General features: G+C 35.4%; 28 protein-coding genes. 3 read left to right on the top strand and 25 right to left on the bottom strand.

Annotated elements, in window-relative coordinates; translation table 11 throughout:
• Window position 1: 1 nt before the first annotated feature.
• Genes cbiB through cobU form a run of 3 tightly spaced genes read right to left on the bottom strand, consistent with a single transcriptional unit; the run spans window position 2 to window position 3,097 of the window.
• The gene (cbiB, locus tag O3598_RS01135) at window positions 2-994 is read right to left on the bottom strand and encodes an adenosylcobinamide-phosphate synthase CbiB (protein ID WP_005383332.1); all 993 of its coding nucleotides are present in this window, start codon (window positions 992-994) and stop codon (window positions 2-4) included.
• A gap of 5 nt (window positions 995-999) precedes the next feature.
• The gene (locus tag O3598_RS01140) at window positions 1,000-2,526 is read right to left on the bottom strand and encodes a cobyric acid synthase (RefSeq protein ID WP_005383331.1); all 1,527 of its coding nucleotides are present in this window, start codon (window positions 2,524-2,526) and stop codon (window positions 1,000-1,002) included.
• Window positions 2,519-3,097, bottom strand: coding sequence for a bifunctional adenosylcobinamide kinase/adenosylcobinamide-phosphate guanylyltransferase (gene cobU, locus O3598_RS01145; protein WP_005379783.1), 579 nt, complete (start codon window positions 3,095-3,097; stop codon window positions 2,519-2,521). Before cobU ends, O3598_RS01140 begins: the two co-directional genes overlap by 8 nt.
• A 64-nt stretch (window positions 3,098-3,161) precedes the next feature.
• Between cobU and O3598_RS01150 the strand changes: the two genes are divergently transcribed.
• Window positions 3,162-3,500, top strand: a complete 339-nt coding sequence (locus O3598_RS01150) for a hypothetical protein (protein ID WP_005379051.1) — start codon at window positions 3,162-3,164, stop codon at window positions 3,498-3,500.
• Window positions 3,501-3,538: 38 nt separating this feature from the next.
• On the opposite strand, the gene O3598_RS01155 is transcribed toward O3598_RS01150, so the two are convergent.
• From O3598_RS01155 to O3598_RS01205, 11 genes are all read right to left on the bottom strand, one after another.
• A complete protein-coding gene (locus tag O3598_RS01155; protein ID WP_005383317.1) occupies window positions 3,539-4,054 on the bottom strand; it encodes a cob(I)yrinic acid a,c-diamide adenosyltransferase in 516 nt (171 codons plus the stop codon).
• A 22-nt stretch (window positions 4,055-4,076) separates the two neighbouring features.
• Window positions 4,077-4,484: a nucleoside-diphosphate kinase gene (gene ndk, locus O3598_RS01160; protein WP_005378852.1), complete on the bottom strand. Its 408-nt coding sequence runs from the start codon at window positions 4,482-4,484 to the stop codon at window positions 4,077-4,079.
• A gap of 18 nt (window positions 4,485-4,502) precedes the next feature.
• Window positions 4,503-5,363, bottom strand: coding sequence for a zinc metalloprotease HtpX (htpX, locus tag O3598_RS01165; protein ID WP_038148776.1), 861 nt, complete (start codon window positions 5,361-5,363; stop codon window positions 4,503-4,505).
• Window positions 5,364-5,409: 46 nt separating this feature from the next.
• The gene (thrB, locus tag O3598_RS01170; RefSeq protein WP_005383315.1) at window positions 5,410-6,336 is read right to left on the bottom strand and encodes a homoserine kinase; all 927 of its coding nucleotides are present in this window, start codon (window positions 6,334-6,336) and stop codon (window positions 5,410-5,412) included.
• Window positions 6,337-6,340: 4 nt separating this feature from the next.
• Window positions 6,341-7,630: a homoserine dehydrogenase gene (locus O3598_RS01175; RefSeq protein ID WP_371451465.1), complete on the bottom strand. Its 1,290-nt coding sequence runs from the start codon at window positions 7,628-7,630 to the stop codon at window positions 6,341-6,343.
• Window positions 7,631-7,672: 42 nt separating this feature from the next.
• Window positions 7,673-8,122: an ACT domain-containing protein gene (locus tag O3598_RS01180; RefSeq protein WP_005379031.1), complete on the bottom strand. Its 450-nt coding sequence runs from the start codon at window positions 8,120-8,122 to the stop codon at window positions 7,673-7,675.
• Between the two features lie 16 nt (window positions 8,123-8,138).
• Window positions 8,139-9,125: a lysylphosphatidylglycerol synthase transmembrane domain-containing protein gene (locus O3598_RS01185; protein WP_287529957.1), complete on the bottom strand. Its 987-nt coding sequence runs from the start codon at window positions 9,123-9,125 to the stop codon at window positions 8,139-8,141.
• Window positions 9,122-9,976, bottom strand: a complete 855-nt coding sequence (locus O3598_RS01190; RefSeq protein WP_371451467.1) for a ChbG/HpnK family deacetylase — start codon at window positions 9,974-9,976, stop codon at window positions 9,122-9,124. The genes O3598_RS01185 and O3598_RS01190 overlap by 4 nt, the downstream gene beginning before the upstream one ends.
• Before the next feature lie 253 nt (window positions 9,977-10,229).
• A complete protein-coding gene (locus O3598_RS01195) occupies window positions 10,230-11,024 on the bottom strand; it encodes a TrmH family RNA methyltransferase (RefSeq protein WP_005379781.1) in 795 nt (264 codons plus the stop codon).
• Window positions 11,006-12,736, bottom strand: a complete 1,731-nt coding sequence (locus O3598_RS01200) for an ABC transporter ATP-binding protein (RefSeq protein WP_060807139.1) — start codon at window positions 12,734-12,736, stop codon at window positions 11,006-11,008. The genes O3598_RS01195 and O3598_RS01200 overlap by 19 nt, the downstream gene beginning before the upstream one ends.
• Window positions 12,736-14,451, bottom strand: a complete 1,716-nt coding sequence (locus O3598_RS01205; RefSeq protein WP_371451470.1) for an ABC transporter ATP-binding protein — start codon at window positions 14,449-14,451, stop codon at window positions 12,736-12,738. The genes O3598_RS01200 and O3598_RS01205 overlap by 1 nt, the downstream gene beginning before the upstream one ends.
• A gap of 198 nt (window positions 14,452-14,649) precedes the next feature.
• On the opposite strand from O3598_RS01205, the gene tpx reads away from it, so the two are divergent.
• Together tpx and O3598_RS01215 are read left to right on the top strand one after the other, a co-directional pair.
• Window positions 14,650-15,165 carry a thiol peroxidase gene (gene tpx / locus O3598_RS01210; RefSeq protein ID WP_287509294.1) on the top strand — a complete coding sequence of 172 codons (516 nt, stop codon included), beginning with the start codon at window positions 14,650-14,652 and terminating at the stop codon, window positions 15,163-15,165.
• Window positions 15,166-15,225: 60 nt separating this feature from the next.
• Window positions 15,226-15,621, top strand: a complete 396-nt coding sequence (locus tag O3598_RS01215; RefSeq protein ID WP_005378783.1) for a phosphate-starvation-inducible protein PsiE — start codon at window positions 15,226-15,228, stop codon at window positions 15,619-15,621.
• A gap of 77 nt (window positions 15,622-15,698) precedes the next feature.
• On the opposite strand, the gene O3598_RS01220 is transcribed toward O3598_RS01215, so the two are convergent.
• The 11 genes from O3598_RS01220 to hrcA form a co-directional block, all read right to left on the bottom strand.
• Complete coding sequence (locus O3598_RS01220) at window positions 15,699-17,600, bottom strand: type I glutamate--ammonia ligase (protein WP_016475559.1); 1,902 nt, start codon at window positions 17,598-17,600, stop codon at window positions 15,699-15,701.
• A gap of 161 nt (window positions 17,601-17,761) precedes the next feature.
• Window positions 17,762-18,205, bottom strand: coding sequence for a GatB/YqeY domain-containing protein (locus O3598_RS01225; protein ID WP_016475558.1), 444 nt, complete (start codon window positions 18,203-18,205; stop codon window positions 17,762-17,764).
• Window positions 18,206-18,325: 120 nt separating this feature from the next.
• Entirely contained in the window at window positions 18,326-18,505 is a 180-nt protein-coding gene (gene rpsU, locus O3598_RS01230; RefSeq protein ID WP_004695751.1) for a 30S ribosomal protein S21, read from the bottom strand.
• 188 nt (window positions 18,506-18,693) lie between these two features.
• Window positions 18,694-19,038, bottom strand: coding sequence for a histidine triad nucleotide-binding protein (locus O3598_RS01235; protein WP_005378992.1), 345 nt, complete (start codon window positions 19,036-19,038; stop codon window positions 18,694-18,696).
• A gap of 16 nt (window positions 19,039-19,054) precedes the next feature.
• The gene (gene mtaB, locus O3598_RS01240) at window positions 19,055-20,350 is read right to left on the bottom strand and encodes a tRNA (N(6)-L-threonylcarbamoyladenosine(37)-C(2))-methylthiotransferase MtaB (protein WP_016475557.1); all 1,296 of its coding nucleotides are present in this window, start codon (window positions 20,348-20,350) and stop codon (window positions 19,055-19,057) included.
• A gap of 52 nt (window positions 20,351-20,402) precedes the next feature.
• On the bottom strand, window positions 20,403-21,134 hold the full coding sequence (locus tag O3598_RS01245) for an RsmE family RNA methyltransferase (RefSeq protein ID WP_016475556.1): 732 nt from the start codon (window positions 21,132-21,134) through the stop codon (window positions 20,403-20,405).
• A complete protein-coding gene (locus O3598_RS01250; protein ID WP_287524317.1) occupies window positions 21,131-21,994 on the bottom strand; it encodes a 50S ribosomal protein L11 methyltransferase in 864 nt (287 codons plus the stop codon). The genes O3598_RS01245 and O3598_RS01250 overlap by 4 nt, the downstream gene beginning before the upstream one ends.
• A 55-nt stretch (window positions 21,995-22,049) precedes the next feature.
• Entirely contained in the window at window positions 22,050-23,207 is a 1,158-nt protein-coding gene (dnaJ, locus tag O3598_RS01255) for a molecular chaperone DnaJ (protein WP_005378790.1), read from the bottom strand.
• 16 nt (window positions 23,208-23,223) lie between these two features.
• Window positions 23,224-25,062, bottom strand: a complete 1,839-nt coding sequence (gene dnaK, locus O3598_RS01260; RefSeq protein WP_005380149.1) for a molecular chaperone DnaK — start codon at window positions 25,060-25,062, stop codon at window positions 23,224-23,226.
• A 27-nt stretch (window positions 25,063-25,089) separates the two neighbouring features.
• Window positions 25,090-25,641 carry a nucleotide exchange factor GrpE gene (gene grpE, locus O3598_RS01265; protein ID WP_371451472.1) on the bottom strand — a complete coding sequence of 184 codons (552 nt, stop codon included), beginning with the start codon at window positions 25,639-25,641 and terminating at the stop codon, window positions 25,090-25,092.
• A gap of 12 nt (window positions 25,642-25,653) precedes the next feature.
• Window positions 25,654-26,670, bottom strand: a complete 1,017-nt coding sequence (gene hrcA, locus O3598_RS01270; protein ID WP_016475555.1) for a heat-inducible transcriptional repressor HrcA — start codon at window positions 26,668-26,670, stop codon at window positions 25,654-25,656.
• Between the last annotated feature and the right edge of the window lie 152 nt (window positions 26,671-26,822).

Raw genomic sequence — 26,822 nt, forward strand, 5'->3', positions numbered from 1 at the left:
ATTACTCCATAAATTGATAAGCGACTATGGTGGTGATGATTATCATAAGTATTGTTGACAAATACATCATATATATACATCGAGTAATATGTAGTCGATTTAGTGTTTCTAATGCATCACCCATATATTCACGAAATGTCATCTTTTTAAAGTACTGGTTATAGCCGCCTAGGCGAATGTGCAATGCCCCTGCTACAGGCGCTTCTGCATAGCCACCATTAGGGCTAGGATGTTTATAGGCATCGCGAAGACCAATACGAAATGCGGATTTGCCATCAAATCGTAATATAAAGGCAGAAATAACTAATAATAGGAATGTTAGTCGTGCTGGAATCCAATTTAATATATCATCTAAACGCGCAGCTACACGGCCAAAGAACATATATTTTTGGTTCTTATATCCCAACATGGAATCCATAGTATTAGCTGTGCGATATAATATAGCTCCTATAGGACCACCTAGTATAAAGAAAAATAGTGGTGAAATTATGCCATCAATAGTATTTTCTGCTATCGTTTCTACTGTGGCCCGAGTGATTTCACTTTCATCAAGGTCTTCTGTATCGCGCCCTACAATCCATGAAACGCGATGTCTTGCATCATCGATACGACCTTGTTTAAGCAATCTATTAACTTCAAATCCAGCCGCACCTAATGAACGAGGTGAGATTGTAATGTACACGATGAGAACTTGAATAAAATATTCTACCCATTCATTAATGAGACTACCAATCCATAGAATCAATGAGGCTATGATATAAATGGTTAACAATATAAATCCAACTGCAATACCACCATACCAAAGTTTTTTTGTATCATTATCTGTATCTTTATAAAATACAGCCTCATAAAATGATATGACACGACCAATTAGGGCAACAGGATGAAACTTACTATTGGGATCCCCAATAATCGTATCAATAATAAATGCCAAAATTGGAATACACACATAGTTGTAGTGTTTAAACCACTCTAAGAGAATGTTTAAATCCATTAATATCACCCATTATCCTTTAATAGAGTCATAATGTAATCCATATCCAAATGTTCTTCTACAATGTCTGCTAAACGATTATATGCATTGTTTTTATGTTCGAAATAATGGAAAACAACAGGCGTTTCATCTAATCCTTTACGTAAACGCAATTGATTTATAATAAAACGACGGAATTCATCATTATCAAAGACACCATGAATGTAGGTACCCATAACTTGATGACGACCATCGATAAAGCCATCTACGACCGTTATAGGAATTTCACTACGTTTAGTAATGGTAAAACAACGTTTTACAGTATCATCATTTGGTGTTGTATCCCCCATATGAATTTCATAGCCTACGAGTTCACTACCAGAAAATGTACCGTTAAGGAAATGTAAATTCTCAACATCAAATGTGACTTGATGTGTCGTTTTTTGATCCTTCATGGTTGTAGTAGAGTTAACTAAACCGAGACCTTCACTCTCCTCAATATCCCCTTCCATGTGATGCGGATCATATATAGCAGTACCAAGCATTTGGTTACCACCGCAAATACCGATTACAGGAGTTCCTTTTTCCGCGAGCTTTTTAATCTCATTAGCTAAGCCGGAGTTTTTTAAATATGTTAAGTCAGCCAATGTATTTTTAGAACCTGGTAAAATAATCAAATCAGGTGTACCAATAACATCTCCAGAACCGACAAAACGAACGGATACATCTGGTTCATAGTTCAATGCATCAAAGTCTGTAAAATTAGAGATTTTAGGTGTTTGGATTACAGCAATTTGAATGTCTTTAGAACCTACATTCTTTTTATTTTCCAAAGCTACAGAATCTTCTTCATCAATATCAAGGTTTTCTATGGCAGGAATAACACCAACTACTTTTTTACCTGTTTTTTCTTCGATGAAAGTCAATGCTGGTTCTAATAACTTAATATCGCCACGGAATTTATTAATTACGATTCCCTTTATTAAATCGCGTTCTTCTGGTTCGAGTAATTCTAATGTGCCCACAATAGAAGCAATAGCACCACCTCTATCTATATCGGCAATGAGAAATACAGGCGCTTGTGTCATTTTAGCAATACGCATGTTTACGATATCATTAGCTTTTAAATTAACCTCAGCAGGACTACCAGCCCCTTCGATAACAATCATTTCAAAATTTTCATCGAGAAAGGCAAGAGATTCTTTGACCTTATCAAGAGCTGTTAAGGAGTAATGGGTATGATATTCTTTAGCACTATACACACCAACGGGTTTACCCATTAATACGACTTGAGATGACTGATTTCCTGTAGGTTTAAGCAATACAGGGTTCATTTGTACAATAGGATCAATACCAGCTGCTTCAGCTTGGGCTACTTGAGCACGGCCTATTTCATCACCCCATTTGGTTACATAGGAGTTTAAAGCCATATTTTGTGCTTTAAATGGCACAGTTTTATAGCCCATTCGATAAAGAATGCGGCATAATGCAGTACATAAAATACTTTTGCCTACATTAGAGCTCGTTCCTTGGAACATGATTTTTTTAGCCATTTATATGAACCTCCTGAGATTTTAATTCTATGGTTACCCCACTAATCGTTAAATACATTTTATTGGCAGCACTAGCAACCTCTCGATTTACACGACCAGTTATATCGCGGAAATATCTTGCCAATTTATTCTCCGGTACAATACCTAATCCAATTTCATTGGTCACAAAAATAACAGTTTTATCATTACTGTTATTAATTTCCTGTAATAATAGTCGCAGCTCTTCTAAAATAATAGATTCAATACGATTAGAATCTTCCTGCGTATTGATATCCCCATGAGCGAAGACGTGATTTGATGTAAACATTGTAAGACAATCAATCAAGATGACATCACTTACATTCTTAATTTGTTCCCAATTTTTGTGTAAGTATAGTGGAATTTCGAAGGTAATCCACTCTTTACCACGGCGCAACTGATGCTTTTTAATACGATCTTTCATTTCGTCATCAAAAGCTTGCCCTGTAGCAACATATGCCTTTCGCCCTTTTAAGGATAAGGCTAATTGTTCTGCAAATTCACTTTTTCCACTACGAGCTCCTCCGGAGCATAGAATAATTGTAGATTTCATAAACCACCTATACAAGTATATATAATTTCTGTATCATTATTAGTATAACAAAAGGAGATACACTATGGAAATTATGAATATGAAATTAAAAATGATGTCTACCCTTTGGGAAAATACCTATCGTGTAGCTATTGAAGATGGTCAAGGTGGATATATTGGTACATGTCGTGTAGTTGTTAATGTACCGCTAGACCCTTCTGAATTACCTCCTAATGCACCTATTGTGGAACCACAAATGTTTGTATTAGTAGAGGATTTTTCTTTTGATGCATCTAAAATTATAAATTTTGAGACAACATTAGCAGATTTATTGCGTGAAAAATTTAGATATCAAATTCCTCATATCTTCTTTTTCTATCCAAGTCCACATGATGTATTGAATCAAGAAATTACACAATCTTAATAAAGAAAAAAGCTATGTGAAGACATAGCTTTTTTTGTTTATTCTTCTCCGATTTCTTCTTCTACACGACTTAATATGAAGCATAAATCAGATAGTCGATTTAAGTATCGCAAATTAGATTCATGTACGCTTTCACCAGCGTCTAATACACGCCATAAATCACGTTCTGCACGACGAGCAACTGTTCTAGATACATGTAAGTAGGCAGAAGATTTATTCTCACCAGGTAGAATAAATTCTGCAAGAGGTTCTAATTTTGCATCAAAACGGTCGATAACCTTTTCCAAATGTTTTACTTGTTGATCTGTTATTTGTGGTGCTTGATTCAAGCTAGCAATATCAGCCATTAACGTCCATAAGGAACGTTCTATATCGAGTAATTCAGCTTGTACTCTTACGTTCTTTGCATAAGCTCGAGCTAATCCCAAGAAGGCTTGAAGCTCATCAATTGTACCATAGGCTTCAACGCGAAGAGAAGATTTCTTTACACGTTCACCTGTATAAAGACCTGTTGTACCTTGATCACCTGTTTTTGTATAAACACTACTACTCATGGCCGTACCTCCTAATTAGATGTTATTTATATTCTGGGAACCATAAATGAATTTCACGTGCTGCTGAATCAACTGAATCAGATGCATGTACAACATTAGAATCCATAGTTAAGGCATAGTCACCGCGAATACTACCAGGTGTGGCATCTACAGGATTAGTTGCACCATTGATAGTACGTACAGAAGTAACGGCATTTTTACCAGCTAGTACAAAAGCTAGTACAGGTCCAGAAGTGATAAAATCAACCAATTCACCAAAGAATGGTTTGTCCTTATGCTCTGCATAATGTTCTTGTGCTAATTCTTTTGGAGTTTGAAGTAATTTCATAGCTTTAATGATTAAGCCTTTACGTTCATAACGTGTAAGAATTTCACCACAGATTTGACGTTTTACACCATCTGGTTTAATAAGAACTAAAGTTTCTTCCATCTTTAAACCTCCCTTTTATTAAAATCTATAATGTGGATTTAGAGATAGTTTTTTCAATCTAGCAATACGATCCTTAGTACTAGGATGTGTGCTAAAAAGATTCGACAAACTAGCACCAATACCCATCATAGGATTAATTATAAACATATGCGCTGTAGCATTATTGGCATTAGGTAATGTTCCATATTTAGAATATTCTTCAATTTTAGCCAATGCTGATGCAAGTCCTAATGGATTTTTGCTTAACATAGCCCCACCCTCATCCGCTAAATATTCACGGGTACGAGAAATACTCATTTGGATAATAGCAGCTGCTAAAGGTGCCAAAATAACCATACCAATCAATGCAAGTGGATTGACATTATCATCGCGATCAGCAGAGCGGCCACCAAAGAACATACCAAAATGGGCAATAGTAGATATAGCGCCTCCAATAATGGCAGCAATAGTACTGATTAGGGTATCACGATTTTTAACATGTGTTAATTCATGACCTAAAACGCCAGCTAATTCATCATCTGTTAATAAACGTTGAATTCCGGCTGTTACAGCTACCGCAGCATGTTCTGGATTACGACCAGTTGCAAATGCATTTGGTACGTCCGTAGGGATGATATATACCTTTGGCATCGGTAGTTTACCGTTTTTAGCCAATTGTTCAACCATACCATATAATTTAGGATTTGATTGAGCGGTAACTTGTTGTGCATTGTATTGTGCTAACACAATCTTATCGCTATACCAATACGATGATATTGACATGCCTGCAGATATGATGAACATTAACATCATTCCACGAGCGCCGCCAAAAGCATCGCCTAATAATACTAGTATCACTATTAAAGTGGCTAGTAACATTGTTGTTTTAAAATTATTCATAGAATCCTCCAACATAAGTTTTTGGACTATGCCTTAACTAGATTTATTATACCACATTTTGAATAGTTGTGGCCCCTATTGTATCTGCCTCTAACACATATACCTTGTTTTCGATGCCATGGAACTCAAAGATTTGTCCCATTGCTTCAGCTACTGTTTGTACATGAGCTTTATCTGTATATGCAATTAAGGTAGAACCAGATCCACTGATAGTTGCACCATAAGCGCCTGCGGCTTTTGCTGCAGAGAATACCTTATCACAATGAGGAATCAACGTTTTCCGATACGGTACATGGAGATTATCCTCCAGTGCAACTGCAAGATTATCCAATTGGTTCGTAATTAAACTAGTTACGAATAACGATGCATGACTCACATTTTGAACGGCCTCTTTAAAAGGCACATGATTTGGCAATACGGATCGTGCATATTCTGTGGAAACCAATACCTCTGGCACAACAACGGCAAAATGTAGTGACTCTGGTACAGGGATAACTGTATTCAACACTTTATCTTTTAGGCCTGTAGCACAACAAAGATTACCAAAAATGGCTGGTGCCACATTATCTGGATGGCCTTCCATACGATTGGCAATGATGAGTAACTCTTCTTTTGAAAGTGGTTTATTTACGAGATTATTTGCTAGTAAAAGCCCACCTACAATAGCAGTACTACTACTACCAAGGCCACGTGATGGCGGAATTAATGTTTCCGAAGTAATATGACCATATTGTATTGGTTCTTGTGCTTTAGCAAATACTTGTTCAATAGCTATTCCGATGAGATTTTTTTTAGGATCTTCTTTTTCTAATAAATCAGCGCCATACCCATGAAATGTATAGCTAAAAGATGTAGCATTTGCATCAGGTGTAAATTCAAAAATATTATATAGATTTAATGCTAGTCCAAGGCAATCAAAACCTGGTCCGCAATTGGCACTTGTAGCAGGCACTTGTACACGAATTGTTGTCATAATATTACGCTTCCATAATTCTGATTACACTACATACATCTTTCACAGATCGCAAGCTGTTAAAAGAATCAATTAAATTTAAAATATAGGAATGTGGACATTTAGAAGTCACAATAGCAAGTACTGCTGTTTCAGGATCTTTATTTCGTTGAACGATTGAAAGAACAGAGATTTTTTGCTCTGCTAATTTTGTAGCAATCTTTGCAAGAACACCAGTTTTATTATCAACAGCTAACCGCATATAGTAACTGGATTGTATTTTACCTGGGGAATAAATATTCTTTTGGTCAAAGTAGAATGGTTTAAAACGTCCTGTAGATTCAAAAGCTACGTTTTTAGCTACTTCCATAATATCGCTAACAACGGAGCTGCCTGTTGGTAAACTACCGGCGCCACGTCCATAGAACATGGCATCATCAATGCCATTACCCTTGATATAAATTGCATTGTACGAGCCGCGTACAGATGCAAGTGGATGTGTTAATGGTACGAAAGCAGGGTATACATTGAGAGATAAACCCTTTGACGATTCTTTTGCAATGCCAATAAGTTTAATATTGTATCCGAATTCCTTACCAAAGGAAATATCTTCTGTATCAATTTTAGTAATACCTTCTACAGTTACATCCTCGAAGAATATACGACGGTTAAAGCTAATGGATGCTAAAATAGCAAGTTTACGAGCTGCATCTAAACCTTCTACATCGGCAGTTGGATCAGCTTCTGCATAGCCTAAATCTTGAGCCTCTTTTAATACATCCCCGTAGCTTAATCCTTCATCTGTCATTTTAGATAAAATAAAGTTTGTAGTACCATTCATGATACCAACAAGTTCAGTAATGCGATTACCGCCAAGGGAATCGTATAATGTTCTAATAATTGGAATGCCACCTAATACAGAGGCTTCAAAACGTAAATCTACGTGGTTTTTATACGCTAAGTCAAATAAATATGGGCCTGCTTCTGCTAATAAATCCTTATTGGCTGTAACAACACTTTTTCCATGTTTTAAAGCTGCTTCAACACAATCTTTCGCAAATGTTGTGCCCCCCATTAATTCAACGACAATAGCAATCGATTCATCATTAAGAACATCATCAATGTTAGTCACGTATTGTGCAGTGCTTGGTAGTGTAATATTTGTGTATTTATCTGGTCTGCGAACAAATATTTTTGAAATCTCGATAGTTACACCGCTTCTGTTAGTAATCAAATCGACATTATCTTGTAATAAATTAAAAGTTCCTTGGGAAACAGTACCAAATCCTAATAAGGCTATTTTAACGGTCTTCATAATGGTCCTACTCTCTTCTGACTGGTCAATATAATATTTATATTATGCTTGACCTAAAATTTCTACTTTAATAATTCCTTTCATATTGCGAATATCATGTAATAATTCCTCTAAGGAACCTTGCAAGTTTTTGGTTTCGAAAGAAATACTACTATTAGCAATACCCTGTAATGGAATATCTTGATTTATGGTCAAGATACTTCCGTTTTTATCGGCTATTGCTTTTAAAACACTTGATAACATACCTGATTCATTGGACATTGAAACGGTAATGCTAACAATTTTTCCTTGAGCAATCTCAAAAAATGGAAATACATAATCTTTATATTTATAATAAGCAGATCGACTTAAATCCATTTTCTCAACAGCTTCATTTATGGTTTTTACTTCACCTAGTTTCAAAATCTCTTTTACTTTAATCGTTTTCTTAATCGCTTCTGGTAAAATATCTTCTTGAACTAAATAAAATTTGTCCTTTTTCGGTTTTGTCATACTAATTCTCCTTACATTAATTAGATGTTTCCTGAGCAACAAACTGACGTCCATATAAAGTTAATACTGCATACATACCTATAAAAAATGGTACATATTCTGCCATCACACGCCACGCCACAGCTATAATACCTACAGTGCCACTCGGTACGAATGGTGCAAAAAGTAAAATGAATAATCCTTCAGCAATACCTGTTCCCCCTGGAGTGGGTGCAAAATAAAGTATTAAATTTAACAATATCATTCTATCTAATATCGTAATAATTGGTACATCATTAGTAAAAGCAAACATCAATGCCGGTGCTATACAGTATAAGCATAATAAACTTAATCCTGATTCGATAAATACAATAAAGGATTGAGTAGGTTTTTTATACAATAATGCAAGCCCTTGATTTAGTGTTTCTAATTTCGCCAACCAATCTTTAGTCTTATGGGCCTTAAAACGTTGTGCTAAATTATATACGAATTTCCTCATATATACCGTTTGTAAAAGATATGTTCCTAATAAGGTAGCCAATACGGCAAAAAAAGAAAATAGTAATAACATATCTCTTGAAATATATGGTATTTCTATGGAGTCATATAAAAACACAATCGGTAACATGACGACTAAAAACATGATTGAAAAAACCGTACGTATCAATACGATTGGAGTTCCCTTACTTATCGGGACATCATAGCTTCTTAATACGAGTACTTGAGCCACAGCTCCACCACTGGCACCTGGTGTGAGCATAGCCATAAAATAGTTGCTAAATATAACCCGAAGTACAGCTTTTATTGATAAATGATAACCGCCAATTTTAACAAGGCGCTGCAATCTTAATCCATCAAAATACATCCCTAAAGCAAGTGCAATAATGGCAAGCAACAAAGATTCACCATTAAAAGTTGTTATTGTTTTTAGGGCTTCTAAATCGATAGTATAATAAATGATTCCTAAAGATACGGCAAAAAGTAGGACAAACATAAATATGCCGCGTCTCATCATCTTACTCATAACAAATCCCCATAATTAATGAGTTCTATATTATGTTGTGAAATATATCTACGTACATTTTCGGATGTCATAGCAGATAATTCAAATTGCCAATGATAACCCCAATTATATTGATTTCTTAAAATTTCATCACTAATGCCTGGATGCGTCATAATTTCATGGGCCCCAGATAGAGAGCTAACTTGTTTTAAAATCGATAATAATTCTGTTTCTCCTAAAGCACCACCATTAATCATGCCCCAGAAGTATTGTGTAAAGTAAATCCCCTTGTCGCGAATGCTAGGCAATGCTTGAGCAGCCACGGTGCTCAAACCACATTTCCCCATAATACGAACAGGATTATGCACGCCATTTAAAAATGTTATTTTTTCATTTGGCACCCGTATAGCTTTAATTTTATATCGCATAGCCTGTTCTAAAACTATAGGTAGAATACTAGGTAATACATGCATATGTTGGTGTCCATCAATATGAGTTACGTTTACACCAGATTCCATAATTTTAGAAACTTGCTTTGTAATCTCTGTTCTCACTTCATCATAATTAATAGAGCCACTATATATGCGCTTCATAAACTCTATATAATTATCAACAAAAACACCTTCGTTTGTTACAAGACTAGGAATTTCACTAGGATCACTTACAGGAGCGATTCCTCCCACCAAAGCAATGTGAATACCTATACCCAACTTTGGATATTCCTTTGCCATATCTACTGCTTCATTAAAAGCAGCACCACTTGCCAATATAGATGTGCTTGTAATAGCACCTTTAGTATGCCCTACGATAATACCTTCATTTATAGCTGAATGAAGGCCAAAATCGTCAGCATTTATAATTAATTTTGACATATGCGTGCCTCTTTATTCGTAAAAACGGAAAAACAATGTTCACTCAGAAAAGATATATGTTATTTTAACAAATACAGGTATATAAAATCAATACAAAATAGTAATACTTGTATACTGGAAACGGACTTTTTATATCGTTTTCACATAATTTATATACCCTTCTATCATAGATAATCATATTTTATACTACTATAGAAAATTATATACCCTGTCATCAAAAATGATCGATGACAGGGTATCGTTATAATATATATTAAATTTGTTCTCTTACTTTATACATACATAGGGCGGCCGCAATTGATACGTTTAAAGATTCTATATCACCATACATGGGAATTGTAATAGCCTGATCACACATTTCAATAATTTCTCTAGACACTCCATTTCCTTCATTACCGAGTATAATCATGGTTCGTTTAGGATATGAAATGGTATGATAAGGTTTTGCATTTTCTAGTGAGGTAACATAGGTTTTTATCGTATTATCCTTTATGAAATCATAAAATTCAGATAATGTGACATCTTCAAAAATCGGAATATTACAAAGCGCACTCATCGTACTACGTACGCATTTTTCGTTATAAGGATCTACGGTTCCTTTTAACAAGAATATACCTTTTGCACCAGCAGCCACCGCTGTACGAATTATGGTACCTAAGTTTCCCGGATCCTGTACACCATCTAGTGCGACATATAATCCATCCTCTACTATCAATGAATGCAAATCATTAACACATTTTTTCGCTATACCTAGTATACCCTGTCCGTTTACAGAGTGCTCAATTTTATCAAATATTGGATCTTGTACTACATAGACGGAAGAAACAGTAAAACCTTTTTGCACTAGCGGTTCCAATTCACTTCGCTTTGATTCTCTAATTAAAATAGAGCGCAAAAAGTCTTTTTTTCCTATATCCGTTACAGCACGAATTCCTTCCACCGTATATTCACCAAATTTTTGCCGATATTTTCGCTGTTGTAAACTGATAATATGTTTTATAGTCTTATTGTCTTTCGATTGAATATAATCTATTTTTGGTGATTCCATAACTCGTAAAAATCCCCCTTATGTTGCATAAGCTCATCAAATGTTCCATCTTCCACAATCTTACCATAAGAAAGAACTAGAATTCTATTTGCTTTTTGTACAGTTGATAAACGATGTGCTACATTTATAATTGTTTTTTCACCACGTATAGTTTCAATACTTTCTTGAATTTGTGATTCCGTATGACTATCGATATTTGCCGTTGCTTCATCAAGCAATAAAATCGGTCTATTTAAAATCAACGTTCTTGCAAAGGCTAATAATTGCTTTTGGCCATCTGATAATAGCGATCCCAAATATCCTACTGATGTTTGATATCCATCTGGCAAAGATTCAATCATATCGTGTAATTTGACCTTTTTAGTAGCGTCTATAATAGTGTCCATAGAGATAGAGGAATCATATAAATTAAGATTATCTTGAATCGCACCTTTAAATAAGTATGCATTTTGAAATACATAGCCCATAATATTTCTAATCATTGAAGAATCATATTGGCTAATATCATGACCATTAATATAAATGTTGCCTTTTGTAGGGCGCAATATGCCCATCAATAATGAAAGTAATGTTGATTTTCCACTACCAGATAGTCCTACAATACCAAGATACTCCCCTTTTTTTACTGTAAAAGAAATGTTATTCAAAGCATATACATCACTGTTATCATAGGAGTAATACACATCTTTTAATTCAATGGTATCAATCGTTTTAAATTCATTGGGAACAGTTGTTATCAACTCACGCTTTGGTTCATCTAAAATAGGAATCAATCGTTCTGCACCGGCCAATGCACTTTGCAAGGAATTATATTTATCAGCAATTTCTTTCATAGGTTGAAAGAATCGATCCATATATTGTATAAATGCAAATACCGTGCCTGCATCTGCTACGGATTCTAATAGATTTGTCATTGTAAAAATAACAATAAGTGCTACAAAGAACAAACCATCTACGAGAGGTCTAAAAATAGAAAATGTTGTGACCTCAAATATACCGGCTTTTAAAAACTCACGATTAACAGAATCGTACCGTTGTTCAATACTTCTTTCACCTAAATAAGTTTTTACAATTAATATGTAATTCAACAATTCTTTGATGCTCGAATTAGATGCTGCTACAGAAGAGCGAACTTGTCTAAAAGCTTTTCTGGAAAATTTTTGATACACCCAGATAATAAACCCCATTATAGGAATCAACAAGGTCATAACAATTGCTAAGGGCACATTAATAGCATACATAAAAGCTAATATGCCCAAAATCATCAATGCACTGCTTATGAGTTTTAGCAATACATCTGTATATAATGTACGCAATGATTCTACGTCATTGGTAATACGGGTCACCCAATTACCTATAGGCAAAGACTGAAAATCTTCGGCGGATTTATGAAGAATTTTTTCAAATACCGTACTGCGTATATGAAAAATAATTTTCTGCCCAAATGTAGATAATAAATAGTTTTGTAAGAGAATAAAGACAACGCTGCCAACTATAGTTAATGCATATAGTCCAGCATAATGCTGAATAGTATTCAAATCTTTCATAGCAAAGCCTAAATCGATAGCTTGTTTAGAAAGATATGGACGTATAAGCGAGCATAATAGATTACTAATAAGGGCTATACTAGCCAAAATGAGTAGCCATAAATAAGGCCTAATATATTTTGTTAAATATGTAAATAGGCGCCAATCATTATACTTTAGTTTCATTATTGGGCCTCCTTATTTTGAGCTGTATACATCTGAAAATATAAACCGTTTTTACACATTAACTCATCATGTGTTCCAACTTCGCAAATTCTACCTTCATCAAATACAATGATACGATCCGCATGCTTGATTACCTCTAGTCGTTGAGATATACATAAAATGGTTTTATCCTTTGTAGATTGCAATACTTGTAACATTTTATCTACAGTTATGGCATCTAAAGCAGAGAAGCAATTATCTAATAATAAGTAAGGTGCATTTTTGTAAAATCCACGTGCAATATTGATGCGCTGTTTTTGACCACCTGATAAATCGCGCCCTTCCTCTGCTAATACGCTTAATGGATTCTCCAAATCCTTTCCTAAGTCACGATATAATTGAGCTTTTTTGGCTGCTTCAGCAACGGTAGTATGATTTTTATTTTCATAACCGAAGCTAATATTGTCAGCAATTGTTGAACTTAGTAGATATGACTGGGTTGGTACATAAGAAATCGAATTTCTAACAGTACCAATGGGCAATGTCGTAATATCTTGATTATTAATATAAATAGTCTTTGATGGTGCTTTTTGAAGCCCTAATAACAATTTGAAGAGTGTACTTTTACCAGAGCCAGGCTTACCCACTATACCTACAAACTCTCCTTTTTTGAAGGTAATATTAATTTGACGTAATGCAGGTGATTTAGATTCATCATAGGTAAAATTTAAATATTTTATATCAATATCGCCTAAACCAAGTTGTTTACCATCAGTGTCATTACATTCTGCAGGTAGACTCATAAAATCAATAATTCGATCAAGGGAGGCCATCCCCTTTTGAACTATGGCTACTAATGAACCTAAAGAAATCAATGGGCCTATAATAAGCATAATAAAAGCATTGATTGTAACGAATTCACCGACAGTCATAAGGCCTTCTACGGCTAAAGTACCACATATATACATACTAATACTGATACATATAAATGGCGCAATCATAGTTAGAGGCGATAAAATAGCATCAAGAACAGCTACACTCATATTATCGGAATAGTTTTTCTTGTTAATACGATTAAACAATCCTCCTATAATCGATTCTTTATTAAAAGCTCGAATAACATCCATGCCCTGGAATAGTTCTTGCCCAAATTCTGTCATGTCACTATATGTGGTTTGAGCCTGACGTTGTTTCTTTCGTAAACGCCGGCCTAGTGTAAAAATTGAACCTAAAATAAAAATAACCGGTGTCATAATCTGTAAGGCTAACATAAAATCTATTTTTTGAATTAATATGATAGAGCCCAATATAGAATATAAAATAATATCAACAACGATCATAACACCTAAACCTAGGGCAACGCGTAATGATGTAACATCATTTGTCATTAAAGCCATTACCTTACCAGGTCCGTTAACATCATAATATGTAGTAGGAATTTCTAAAGCACGAGCACATAATTTTTGGCGGAATAAATACTCCATGCGTCGGATAGATCCTAATAATGTTCTACGTGATATAACTTTCAATACAGTAATAATGATTAATAAACCAATGAAATAAAATATATAAAGAGTTAAGCCCTCTTTATTATGACTCAATGTATCGATGGCACTACCAATTAATTGTGGTACGATTAAAAAAGCTACATCGATTGCGATTAGCATAGTTAATCCGATGAGATAATATATACCTTCACGACGAAAAAATTCCTTGAAAATTGCATATGGATTCATCGACTACCTCCTGTTTTCTTTCTATCGTACCATTTACTACATAATTCTTCTACCTAAAACATTAAACTGAACTATATCCAAAATTAATAACAAACTATATCGAAAAAATTAGTTTACTAAAATGGATAGAAATGGTATACTAACCATAGAAACATTGTTTAATCTATTTAGTATACAAACTCTTAGGAGGAATAAAACATGGAAAAACGTACTGGTGTTGTAACATTTGCAGGTAACTCTATTACATTGGTAGGCCCAGAAATTAAAGTAGGTCAACAAGCACCTGATTTCACAGTATTATCTAATGATTTACAACCTAAAACTTTGAAAGATTATGAAGGTAAAGTAAAGGTAATTTCCGTAGTACCTTCTCTTGATACTGGCGTATGTGATGCACAAACTCGTTGGTTCAACCAAGATGCAACAGGTTTATCTGATGATGTTGTAGTATTGACAATTTCTATGGACCTTCCATTTGCTCAAAAACGTTGGTGCGGTGCTGCAGGCGTAGATAAAGTAGAAACATTGTCTGACCACAAAGATGCTTCTTTCGGTACAAACTATGGTTTCTTAATCGAAGAATTACGTCTATTATCCCGTGGTGTTGTAGTTATCAATAAAGATAACAAAGTAACATATGTTGAATATGTTCCGGAAGTAACTCAAGCTGTTAATTTTGACGCAGCATTAGAAGCAATTAAAGCTGATATCTAATATTGCCTACTTATTAAGGTCGTACATCGTACGGCCTTTTTCTATTCATGGGAGTTATGTATGTGGATTAAATTTTCAAAACTATTATTAACTATAAAAAATATCGCCCTCCTCGGCGTTGGTATAGCCTTGTGTATCGCTTTAGTTAATTCACTAATTAATTTAGGTGTTATTACATGGGCCAATATTAATGATGAAAGCACATATTACAATCTTATTGAAGAATTAATTACCTTCTTCCTCTATTTCGAGTTTATTGCGTTAATTGTAAAGTACTTTAAAAATAACTTTCACTTTCCTTTAGACTTTTTCCTATATATTGGTATTACCGCCATTGTTCGATCAGTAATTATTGCCCATGATACAGCCTTTGACATCCTCATATGGGCTATCTCTATTTTTGTGCTCGTATGTAGTTTAGTATTGGTAAAAAAATATATTGGTCACGATGAATAATATAATTATTTATGATTCTATAATACTCAAAAAGGTCCTACCGATTTTCGGTAGGACCTTTTTTCATATCCAAAGGATTAGAAAATGTTTTTGCTGTAATTGGCGTATTTAGCTTCTAATTCTTCCATTTTGTCATTCATTTCGATTTGTAATGCAGATGCAGTATCATAATCTTCAGATTGTAAAGCTTCTACAATACGTGTGAATAAGGATTTGCGATCATCGCTATCTTTTGCAAGATAGAAACGTAAGTCATTAACTTCTGCAAAGCGTTTGTCATCAATGCTATTGCGGCTATCTGTGTGAATGGAAACCATTTTACGTACTGTATCCATATTATCAGGAATGATACGATGAGCCAATACGAGTTTCCAACGTTTCAAAATGGATGCAATGAAGGAATCCATTAAGTCATGAGCAAATGCATCACCTTGTGCCAATGTATTTACAAGTTCAGGATTATTTTTATAACCTTTAATGTTTTCCCATACTGTTGCAGGCGCTACGCCGAACATTTGATTACGTTCTTCTTGAGTGTAGTCTTCGAATACATCTTTTTCAGAACGGAATGCACGTTCTTTAGGTAAGTAATCTGCATCTTGACCAGCTTCTTTGGAAAGTTCTGCTTCCAATTGTGCTTGCGTTTTACCACTTGTAATGGCATATTTCATGCCATCAAATGCAGAGATGAAAATCAATGCTAATGCAGTGTATGTATTTGTATAAGGGTTTGGAGAACGCAATTCATAACGTGTAGCCATAGGATTGTCGATATCGCGAATCAAACCGCAAAGGATTGTACGGTTACGGCTAGGTTCAGAAGGATCATTACCTAAGGAAGTTACGATACAAACTGGAGCTTCGAATCCAGGTTTCAAACGATTCAAGGAATCTGTTGTAGAGCTGATGAATGGGTTAATAGCTTCATAGTGTTTCAATAGACCCATGATTGCACCAATACCTAATGAGCTAGCAGATTCTTTTTTCATATCTTCTGGGCTGAACAAGTTAACAAGTTTGCCAGATTTTAATTTTGCCATTACGCCAAAGTGAGTATGTTCACCAGAACCAGCAACACCGATAATTGGTTTTGCATTGAATGTTACATCAAGACCATTTTCACGGAATACTTCACGAACGATAATACGAGCTTGTAATTCGTTATCTGCTGTTTGTAATGGGTTACCAGAGAATTTCCAGTCGATTTCCAATTGTTCCAATACAACGGATTCATGACCATCTTCATCAAGTTTAGCTTTTACACCACCAACTTCTTTATGGCCCATTTCAGCTACCATACCGTATTTATCAAGACGTTCTACGGCTTGTTCTAATGCAGTACGAACAGTGCCGTGTGTACGTTGCCAGTATTGTTCTTGCAAACGTTGAGAAACGGATAATTCTTTTTTAGTAACTGTTTTAGAAGGTGTTTTTACCCAGAATTCTAATTCAGTAGCAGATGTGAAAACAATATCTACTACATCATCAGCTTTCACATGAGGCATACCAGGTACACCTTTTTCTTTGATCAAGGATAACAATTCTGCACGAACATAGTCACAGCTGCGTTTCAAAATAGAACGAGAATCTACATAGCGGTAATTATGCATCAAGAATGCAGGAATACGAAGTGTACCAGTTGGCAAACCTGTTGCTTCATCAATGTTTTCGTAGTTATAATCAACAAACCAGTTTACACTTGGGTCGCCCCACATATCAACACGAGCATTGTTCAATGTAGCGATATTTGTCAATACTACAGAGGAACCATCAGTTTGAACAGCACGGCCTTCAAAGAATGCTTCATAATCATCAAAGAATGCAGCCATTGGGATTTTTTCATCTGTATCATTACCAGCTAAGTCGATACCTACTAAAGATACGAATTTAATTTCTGGATGTTGTTCTAATAGAGATAAAACACCTTCTTTACCATATTGACCTGCAGGAATGTAATACAATAATTCTTTTGTAGCCATATTTGTTCCTCCTAAACTATAAAAAAAGACTCCAACAATATAGATATACAAACTGCATACCTATCCAGTGGAGTCTTCATTGACTAATTATTTTCTTGAGTACATATTACCATAGTGAGAAAATTCTTGTCAATAAATTTCTATAGAATTTTACCAGAATATTAACCTAGTAATTCTTTTACGATGGTATTTACTAATTTACCATCTGCACGGCCTTTAGTATGTGGCATAACATGTTTCATAACGTTACCCATATTTACATTATCTCCGCACTCAGCAATGGCTTTTTTTACAACATCGCGAATTTCACCTTCTGTCATTTGCGCTGGCATATATTTTTGAAGAATAGCTATTTCTTCCTTAACATGACTAATTAGATCTTCACGACCTGCCTTTTCAAATTCTGTAAGAGAATCTTGGCGTGTTTTCATTTCTTTAGCTAAAATGCCTAATACACCATTATCATCAAGTTCAATTTTATCATTTATTTCTGTATTTTTAATGGCACTATTGACCATACGAATAACAGATAAAGCTATTTTGCCTTCTTCTCGAGCCTTCATAGCAGCTTTCATATCTTCTTTTAATTGATCTTTTAAACTCATGGGAACCTCCTATATGACTCAATCATTAAATACATATTAGCACCTTAAAAACTAATATATAAAGAAACCCTAATTCTGGATTTCATGAAGCCATGAAAAGGCAGAATTAGGGTAATCATCTTATGCTCTGAATTTGCGTTTTCTTGCTGCTTCAGATTTTTTCTTTCTTTTTACGCTTGGTTTTTCGTAGTGTTCGCGTTTTCTTACTTCAGACAAAACACCTGCTTTTTGGCAGGAGCGTTTGAATCGACGAAGAGCACTTTCAAGCGTTTCGTTTTTACCGACTTTAATTTCAGACATCTATATCCCTCCCTCCAAAATTAATCTCAGGGAAGTGCTGATAATTTTATTTACGCACATATACATATTATATGTAGAACACTAGGTTCTGTCAATATATACCGCTACATTTTATAGGAATTTTATTACAAATCAATATTTTTTGATGTCTTACTACTTCAAAATTAATAATTTCCTATTACAAGCTATTACGCTTCAGGCCAACCCATTTCTTCGCCACCTAATAGATGAGCATGCATATGGAATACACTTTGACCAGCTTTTGCGCCAGTATTAAAAATCAATCGATAGCCATCCTTAGAAATACCAAGTTCTTTTGCCACATCACGAACAAATGGTAATAAACCTTCAACATAGTCTTCATTCTTCTCTGTAATATGAGCAATATTAGCAACATGATTTTTAGGAACAATAAGTACATGAACTTTTTTTACAGGTTCAATATCATAAAAAGCATAGAATTTATCGTTTTCTAATACTTTTTTTGATGGAATTTCGCCATTAATAATTTTACAAAAAATGCAGTCGCTCATGGGGACCTCCTCTATCTTATTCAATGATTACAAAATCTTTTTCAACAGCCACCACAGTACCGCCTATGAGATCACCTATAGAGTGTTGACCATCTGATTTAACTCTACCATGAATATATTCATTTGTTAAGCCTGTATAATATCCATTTTCCTCTTTTTCAATGAGGATTTCACCAGATTTACCTATACGAGATGTTGCATACGCATGTAAACCTTTTTCGCTTAAATCATTTAAAAGTGCTACGCGAGCCTTCTTAACGGCTTCTGGTACTTGATTTGGCATTGTTGCAGCCGGTGTACCTTCACGAATAGAATATGGAAATGCATGAATATGAGTAAAGCCAATTTCTTTTACCGTATTCATTGTTTCATCAAAGTCTTCATCCGTTTCTTGTGGAAATCCTGCAATGATATCAGTAGTAATTGATAAATCTGGGATGCGATTTCTTAAATTCTTAATCAAATCTTTATATTCTTGAAGCGTATAATGACGTTTCATCAATGTTAGAACATGATCTGACCCCGCTTGTAGAGGTAAATGTAAATGTGGACATACGCGCTTATCCGTAGCCATTAATTCTATGAGTTCATCCGATACTTCAACAGACTCAATAGATCCAAAACGTATGCGATGTAAATTTGGAATTTCTAAGAGGGCTTTTACCACATCTGCTAGCGTAGGTCTTCCTGGTAATTCAACGCCATAGTTTCCAAGGTGAATCCCGGTTAAAACGATCTCATGAAATCCATGTTCTACTAAACGTTTCGCTTCATTTACAATATCATCCACTTTACGGGACTTTAGTTTCCCACGCGTATAAGGAATGATACAAAATGCACAATAATTATTACAACCTTCTTGAATTTTCATGAAGGCTCTCGATTTATCAGATTCATTACCAAATAATGGCATCTCTTCAAAATTAGACTCTTTCATGATATCGCGAACAGCATTAATTTGACGTTCTGTTGTTTCGAGTTGTTCAACAAGTTCAACAATTTTTGAGCGATTGTTTGTGCCAATAACTAGATTAACGCCATCAATGGCAGCAATTGCATCAGGATCAAGTTGTGCATAACAACCTGTAACGATAACATAAGCATCTTGATTTTGACGTTTAGCTTTACGAATTAATTGACGAGACTTTTTCTCCCCCATATTCGTAACAGAACATGTATTAATAACGTAAATATCAGCCTTAGAATCAAAATCAACAGCTTCATAATCATGTTGTAAAAATAACCCCTTCATAGCATCCGTATCATACTGATTGACACGACACCCTAGAGTTGTAAAGGCAACGGTTTTCATTGCACCTCCCATTTCTTTATATAGATATCATATAGCATATGTATATAGTATTTTATAATTCTAATTCATAGTGAACCATCGATAATGCAGCAATCGCAGCCGTTTCGGCACGTAATATAGTATGACCTAATGTAACTGATTGTCCACCACATTCTATAATATCATTGATTTCTTTCTCTTGAAAGCCCCCTTCAGGGCCAATACAAATTAAGATATCCCTATTAGTTGAATCACTATTAATAGCCTTTAAAGCATCTTTTATGGTATAGCCCGCTTCATTTTCATAAGCAACTAATTTTAAACATTCAGATTCGATGTCTAATACATTAGAAAGGGGCTCATCCACAACAAGCGTAGGTAGCTGTGTGCGCCCGCATTGTTGAGAAGCTTCCAACATAATCTTTTCCCAACGACTATATTTTGACTGTAATTTTTTTGCATCGTACTTAGCAACACAGTTCGAAGTAGGTACAAGATATACGGTATCAACATTAAGCTCTGTAGCTTTTTGTAAAACCCATTCTAATTTTTCACCTTTTAAATAAGATTGTACTAATATGGTTCTATGCATAGATGTAGGAGAATCAATGTATTCTATAAGACTAGCTTGTGCTAAGCCATTTATCTCATCATTAATCTGATAGATACCACAACGGTTATCGCTACCTGTGACAGTAATTGGTTTCTCTATATTATGGCGAAATACATGTAATATATGATGAGTCACATCTTTAGGTAATACAATAGATTCATCTAATGGTGTAGGAATAAATATCTTTTTCATCGTTTTTCCAGCGCAAATGTATGCCAAGGTCCAGCAATGCGCTCCTCAATAATATGCCACTCTTTATTAATATAAGGCATAATCTCATCATACCGATCATCAATAATACCACTAATGATGAGAATACCTTTATCATCAAGTTTTCTACCAATTTGTGGCAATAAAATTTTTAAAGGATCTACTGTTAAATTCGCTAAAATCAATTGAGCGGTTCCCTTAAAATCAGTATCCAAATTACCACAAATGATATCAGCTACGACATGATTATTATCACAATTAATTCTTGCCTGTTTAGCTGCATATTCTTCTATATCGATACCTACAAGATGTTTTATACCCAAATGAGCAGCTACTAACAACAGAATACCTGTCCCAGTCCCAATATCTAAACAAGTAACAGAATCTAAATTCATGGATTTACTATAGGCCTGTAAAAGTTCTGCACAAGTTCTCGTAGTTTCATGAGAACCAGTACCAAATGATATATCTGAATCGATTTCGATAATAGTTTTATTCTGTTCATTATCATATTTTTGCCATGCAGGTTTGATTATTAAATTAGGTAGTATTTCTGTAGGTTCTATATACTGTTGCCAAGAATTGAGCCACGTAGATTCATCTAATATATGTGCATCTATTGATGTGATTTCGATATTGCTTTCGTTAAGACGCCCCTTTATATCAGACACAATCGTGTTAGGATCTAATGATGCATCAGCATAAAGCGTTAATTGTACTAAATTCGGTTGATTATCTACATCTTCTTCTATAATTCCATTGTCTGCATAATCGCCAAAAAGAGTAGTCACCTCATCGGTGGCTACTCTTTCGCAGACAATAGATATTTCTATCCATTGCATAAATGCTCCTTTACTATTGATGCGCAGGAACAAACCATTCACGCATCAGAGCTGTTCATTTAGTTAAACGATCCTTGATTTTCTCGAATAAACTCTTACTAACTTGTAAGTTATTCACATCTTCATTGCCTTCTTTGGCAAACCGAAGTAATAATTCACGTTGTGTTTCAGTTAATTTTTTAGGTGTTTGAACTGTAACGACTACGTGTTGATCACCACGTTGTTTTGGATTGCGTAAATAAGGAATACCTTTGCCCTTAAGTCTGAATGCAGTTCCCGTTTGAGTGCCTTCTGGGATTTTCAATTCTACTTTACCATCTAAGGTATTCACTTGTATAGTTGCTCCTAATGCAGCTTGTGCAAAGCTAATAGTAACACGACTGATAACATCATTGCCATTTCGTTCAAATTCTTTGTGAGGGCGTACGTAAATATAAACGTATAAGTCGCCTTTTGGGCCACCTAATATACCCGGTTCACCTTCATTGGAAACGCGTAGACGAGATCCGTTATCTACACCAGCTGGAATCTTAATATCGATTTTTCGTTTTGCTAAGATTTCACCAGATCCACGACATTTGGAACATGGTTTTTCAATGACCTTACCAGAGCCATGGCAACGAGAACAAGTACGAGCAGATTGCATACGACCAAATGGTGTATTTTGAATAACAACCTCTTGACCAGAGCCATGACAATTAGGACATGTATCAACTTTAGATCCAGGTTCACCGCCGGTACCGTGACAATGATTACATTCTTCATGACGTTGAATATTGATTGCCATTGATTTACCAAAGGCAGCATCCTCAAAGGATATATCTATGTCTTCACGAAGATCATTGCCTTTTTGAGGACCATGTTGTTGGTGTCCACCACCAAACATGCCACCAAAGAAATCACCAAAGATATCACTGAAGCCACCAGCTTGACCACCGAAACCGCCAAAGCCACTTTGGAAACCACCGGCGCCAGCGCCGCCTCCTTGTTTGAAGGCGTCGTGGCCGAATTGGTCATATTGAGCTTTTTTAGTTTCATCAGACAATACTTCGTAAGCTTCGTTAGCTTCTTTAAACTTTGCTTCTGCTTCCTTTGGATTATCTTTATTTACATCTGGATGGTATTGGCGAGCCTTTTTACGGAAGGCTTTTTTAATTTCATCTTGGGTTGCATTTTTGCTGACCCCTAAGATGTCATAATAATCTCGTGCCATTAGTTACCAACCCTTCTTATTTCTTATCGTCATCAACTACAGTGTAATCAGCATCCACTACATTATCGTCAGCTTTTGTTTGTTCACCTTGTTTAGCATCACCAGCAGCTTGTTGTGCTTGTTGAGCAGCAGCATACATTTGTTCAGCTAATTTGTGCAAAGGTTGTTCCAAAGCTTCACTATCTTTTTTAATATCTTCAATGTTGCCAGCTTCGATGGATTTTTTCAATTTATCCTTAGCTTCTTCAACTTCTTTCAACAATGCAGCATCGCCATTACCTTCAAGATCTTTCAAAGCTTTTTCAGCTTGGTATACTAAGGAATCTGCATTATTTTTAACATCTAATTCTTCTTTTCTAGCTTTATCTTCTGCTGCATGAGCTTCTGCTTCTTTAACCATGCGTTCAATTTCGTCTTCTTTCAAGCCGCTAGAAGAAGTAATTGTAATTTTTTGTTCTTTTTGAGTACCCAAATCTTTAGCTTTTACATGTACGATACCATTAGCATCGATGTCGAAAGTTACTTCGATTTGAGGAACCCCACGAGGAGCTGCTGGGATGCCATCCAAGTTGAAACGACCCAATGTTTTATTATCTGCTGCGAATTCACGTTCACCTTGCAATACATGGATATCTACAGATGGTTGGTTATCAGCTGCAGTGGAGAATACTTGAGATTTAGATGTAGGAATTGTAGTGTTACGATCAATGATACGAGTAAATACACCGCCCATTGTTTCGATACCAAGAGACAATGGAGTTACGTCAAGTAACAATACATCTTTAACTTCACCTACTAATACACCACCTTGAATAGCAGCACCGATAGCTACACATTCATCTGGGTTAACGTTTTTAGTTGGTTCTTTACCCAATACTTTTTTAATAGCTTCTTGTACAGCTGGGATACGGCTAGAACCACCAACTAACAACACTTTATCGATATCAGATGCAGATAAGCCAGCATCGTTCATAGCTTTACGAGTAGGTTCAATAGTAGCTTGTACCAAATCAGCAGTTAACTCTTCAAATTTAGCACGAGTCAATGTTACATCCAAATGTTTAGGACCAGTAGCATCAGCTGTGATGAATGGCAAATTGATGTTGGTGCTAGCTACGCCAGACAATTCAATTTTAGCTTTTTCAGCAGCTTCTTTTAAACGTTGGTCAGCCAATTTATCATTGGATAAATCGATACCAGTTTCTTTTTTGAATTCTTCAATAAGGTAGTTCATGATACGTTGGTCGAAATCATCGCCGCCAAGGTGGTTATTACCAGATGTTGCCAATACTTCGAATACGCCATCACCAAGTTCAAGAATGGAAACGTCGAATGTACCACCGCCAAGGTCAAATACAAGAACTTTACCATCTTCGTCTTTATCTACACCATATGCAAGAGCAGCAGCTGTAGGTTCATTGATGATACGAAGTACTTCAAGACCTGCAATAGAACCAGCATCTTTAGTAGCTTGACGTTGAGCATCTGTAAAGTATGCTGGAACAGTAATAACAGCTTGTTTTACAGGTTCGCCCAAATAAGCTTCTGCGTCAGCTTTAATTTTTTGAAGAATCATTGCAGAAATTTCTTGAGGTGTATAAGATTTACCTTCTACAGTTACTTTGTAGTCAGAACCCATATGACGTTTAATAGAAATAATTGTGTTTTCTGGATTGGATACAGCTTGACGTTTAGCCAATTGACCAACTAAACGTTCGCCATTTTTCGCAAAACCAACTACGGAAGGAGTTGTACGTGCACCTTCTTGGTTTGTAATAACCGTAGGTTCGCCACCTTCCATAACAGCAACACAAGAGTTTGTAGTCCCTAAATCAATACCAATTACCTTTGCCATAATATATGACCTCCTAATACTTATAATCTATTCAACAACCTTAACCATTGCTGGTCGAATACAACGACCATCCACAGTATAGCCAGTTTGCAGTACTTCACATACCGTATCAGATTCGTATTCATCTGATGGTACGCGCATAATTGCTTGATGGAAATTTGGATCAAATGGTTTACCAACTGCATCGATAACAGCTAAACCATGCTTAGACAACATAGCCATCAAGTTTTGATGAATCATGATAAATCCATCAAGGAATACCTTTGTATCCCCTTCTGAAGGAGCTTGTACAGCTCGCTCAAAATTATCTAATACAGGTAGCAAATCTTTTAGGACATCGCCCTTAACAAAGCCTGCCAACTGTTCTTTTTCTTGATTAGTACGGCGTTTAAAATTTTCAAAATCCGCTTGTAAGCGTTTATAACGATTATCAAAATCGGCTTTTAATTCTTCTAACACCTCACTTGCATCAACTACAGACTCTTCAGCATTTTGCGCTTCCGATTGTTCCTTCGTTGCTTCTGTATGCTCAGAAATTTCTTCGTCTACCACATCTTGTTTAATTTTTTCTTCAGACATGCCTTATCCTTTCTATGTTTGATTTCTTGCCATCGTTTCCATTAAATGTTTCATATAGGAAAGCATATTAATAATTCGACTATATTCCATTCGCGTAGGGCCCAATATAGCCAATGTACCAAGTTGATTATTATCTTGAGAAAAATCAGTTTGAATAAGACTCATATCACTTAATGCTTCCATTTGATTTTCTGAACCAATCTTAATCTTAATTGGTTTGTTTGAATTATCTTGCAATATGTGACCTAATTCTTGTTGTTCTTCTAATAATGAAAGTACAGGCTGTACCTTTTCAACCGTTTTAAATTCCGGTTGTCGTAACAACTCAGTAGTACCAACGGAATAAAATAAACGTCGCTTTGTGATGGCCCTTAATAAGGTTTCTCCGATTTGTAATGATACGGATTTTGAACCGTCTATGTGTGCGATAATTGCACTTATTTGAGCCGATGTAATATCACGTAAAAGCTTATTTTGAACGGCATTGCTAAATTGTATAGCTAATCGTTGTAATTCATCAGCTTTCACTGGTGATGTAAAATACATCAATTCATTATCAAGTGCACCGGTTGCAGTTATTACAACCATAACAGCTTGGTGAGCATCAAGAGGTAAAATATGTATATATTTTAACATTGCTTGATCATGTCCAGGGGCTAATAATAAGCTCATACTATGACTGATTTGAGAAACTAATCGAGCCATATGTAATAACATTTCATTGCCAGAAAGCTGCGTATCATTCCATATAGAATGGATTTGTTTCACATCCTCATTCTCCACTGGACCTTGATGCATCATAGAATCAACGTATAAGCGATAGCCTTTTGACGATGGTATTCTACCAGCTGATGTATGAGGTTTTTCTAAATAGCCTAAGTCCTCAAGATCAGCCATTTCGTTTCGCACCGTGGCAGGACTAATACCTAAGTTATAATTTTTAGCAATCGTCCTAGAACCAACAGGCTCAGCAGATTTTACATAATCCTCTATAATCGCTCGTAAGATGCGTTGTTTTCTTTCATCCATAATGACACCTCACTTGTTAGCACTCAAAATATTCGAGTGCTAATCGCATGTATAATATTACCATACCAAAATAAAATGTCAAGTAAATTTATCCTTAAAAACCTAATAAAATCAAGTTTAGTCAAAAAGACAATGTTATTTCACAGAATAAT

It is taken from the genome of Veillonella atypica (assembly GCF_041431435.1).
In the GTDB taxonomy this organism is placed as follows: Bacteria; Bacillota; Negativicutes; order Veillonellales; family Veillonellaceae; genus Veillonella; species Veillonella atypica.

Excerpts from the sequence above, each read along its gene's own strand:
- cbiB (WP_005383332.1), bottom strand. The coding sequence starts at position 994 with ATGGATTTAAACATTCTCTTAGAGTGGTTTAAACACTACAACTATGTG.
- O3598_RS01140 (WP_005383331.1), bottom strand. The coding sequence starts at position 2,526 with ATGGCTAAAAAAATCATGTTCCAAGGAACGAGCTCTAATGTAGGCAAA.
- cobU (WP_005379783.1), bottom strand. The coding sequence starts at position 3,097 with ATGAAATCTACAATTATTCTATGCTCCGGAGGAGCTCGTAGTGGAAAA.
- O3598_RS01150 (WP_005379051.1), top strand. The coding sequence starts at position 3,162 with ATGGAAATTATGAATATGAAATTAAAAATGATGTCTACCCTTTGGGAA.
- O3598_RS01155 (WP_005383317.1), bottom strand. The coding sequence starts at position 4,054 with ATGAGTAGTAGTGTTTATACAAAAACAGGTGATCAAGGTACAACAGGT.
- ndk (WP_005378852.1), bottom strand. The coding sequence starts at position 4,484 with ATGGAAGAAACTTTAGTTCTTATTAAACCAGATGGTGTAAAACGTCAA.
- htpX (WP_038148776.1), bottom strand. The coding sequence starts at position 5,363 with ATGAATAATTTTAAAACAACAATGTTACTAGCCACTTTAATAGTGATA.
- thrB (WP_005383315.1), bottom strand. The coding sequence starts at position 6,336 with ATGACAACAATTCGTGTACAAGTGCCTGCTACAAGTGCCAATTGCGGA.
- O3598_RS01175 (WP_371451465.1), bottom strand. The coding sequence starts at position 7,630 with ATGAAGACCGTTAAAATAGCCTTATTAGGATTTGGTACTGTTTCCCAA.
- O3598_RS01180 (WP_005379031.1), bottom strand. The coding sequence starts at position 8,122 with ATGACAAAACCGAAAAAGGACAAATTTTATTTAGTTCAAGAAGATATT.
- O3598_RS01185 (WP_287529957.1), bottom strand. The coding sequence starts at position 9,125 with ATGAGTAAGATGATGAGACGCGGCATATTTATGTTTGTCCTACTTTTT.
- O3598_RS01190 (WP_371451467.1), bottom strand. The coding sequence starts at position 9,976 with ATGTCAAAATTAATTATAAATGCTGACGATTTTGGCCTTCATTCAGCT.
- O3598_RS01195 (WP_005379781.1), bottom strand. The coding sequence starts at position 11,024 with ATGGAATCACCAAAAATAGATTATATTCAATCGAAAGACAATAAGACT.
- O3598_RS01200 (WP_060807139.1), bottom strand. The coding sequence starts at position 12,736 with ATGAAACTAAAGTATAATGATTGGCGCCTATTTACATATTTAACAAAA.
- O3598_RS01205 (WP_371451470.1), bottom strand. The coding sequence starts at position 14,451 with ATGAATCCATATGCAATTTTCAAGGAATTTTTTCGTCGTGAAGGTATA.
- tpx (WP_287509294.1), top strand. The coding sequence starts at position 14,650 with ATGGAAAAACGTACTGGTGTTGTAACATTTGCAGGTAACTCTATTACA.
- O3598_RS01215 (WP_005378783.1), top strand. The coding sequence starts at position 15,226 with ATGTGGATTAAATTTTCAAAACTATTATTAACTATAAAAAATATCGCC.
- O3598_RS01220 (WP_016475559.1), bottom strand. The coding sequence starts at position 17,600 with ATGGCTACAAAAGAATTATTGTATTACATTCCTGCAGGTCAATATGGT.
- O3598_RS01225 (WP_016475558.1), bottom strand. The coding sequence starts at position 18,205 with ATGAGTTTAAAAGATCAATTAAAAGAAGATATGAAAGCTGCTATGAAG.
- rpsU (WP_004695751.1), bottom strand. The coding sequence starts at position 18,505 with ATGTCTGAAATTAAAGTCGGTAAAAACGAAACGCTTGAAAGTGCTCTT.
- O3598_RS01235 (WP_005378992.1), bottom strand. The coding sequence starts at position 19,038 with ATGAGCGACTGCATTTTTTGTAAAATTATTAATGGCGAAATTCCATCA.
- mtaB (WP_016475557.1), bottom strand. The coding sequence starts at position 20,350 with ATGAAAACCGTTGCCTTTACAACTCTAGGGTGTCGTGTCAATCAGTAT.
- O3598_RS01245 (WP_016475556.1), bottom strand. The coding sequence starts at position 21,134 with ATGAAAAAGATATTTATTCCTACACCATTAGATGAATCTATTGTATTA.
- O3598_RS01250 (WP_287524317.1), bottom strand. The coding sequence starts at position 21,994 with ATGCAATGGATAGAAATATCTATTGTCTGCGAAAGAGTAGCCACCGAT.
- dnaJ (WP_005378790.1), bottom strand. The coding sequence starts at position 23,207 with ATGGCACGAGATTATTATGACATCTTAGGGGTCAGCAAAAATGCAACC.
- dnaK (WP_005380149.1), bottom strand. The coding sequence starts at position 25,062 with ATGGCAAAGGTAATTGGTATTGATTTAGGGACTACAAACTCTTGTGTT.
- grpE (WP_371451472.1), bottom strand. The coding sequence starts at position 25,641 with ATGTCTGAAGAAAAAATTAAACAAGATGTGGTAGACGAAGAAATTTCT.
- hrcA (WP_016475555.1), bottom strand. The coding sequence starts at position 26,670 with ATGGATGAAAGAAAACAACGCATCTTACGAGCGATTATAGAGGATTAT.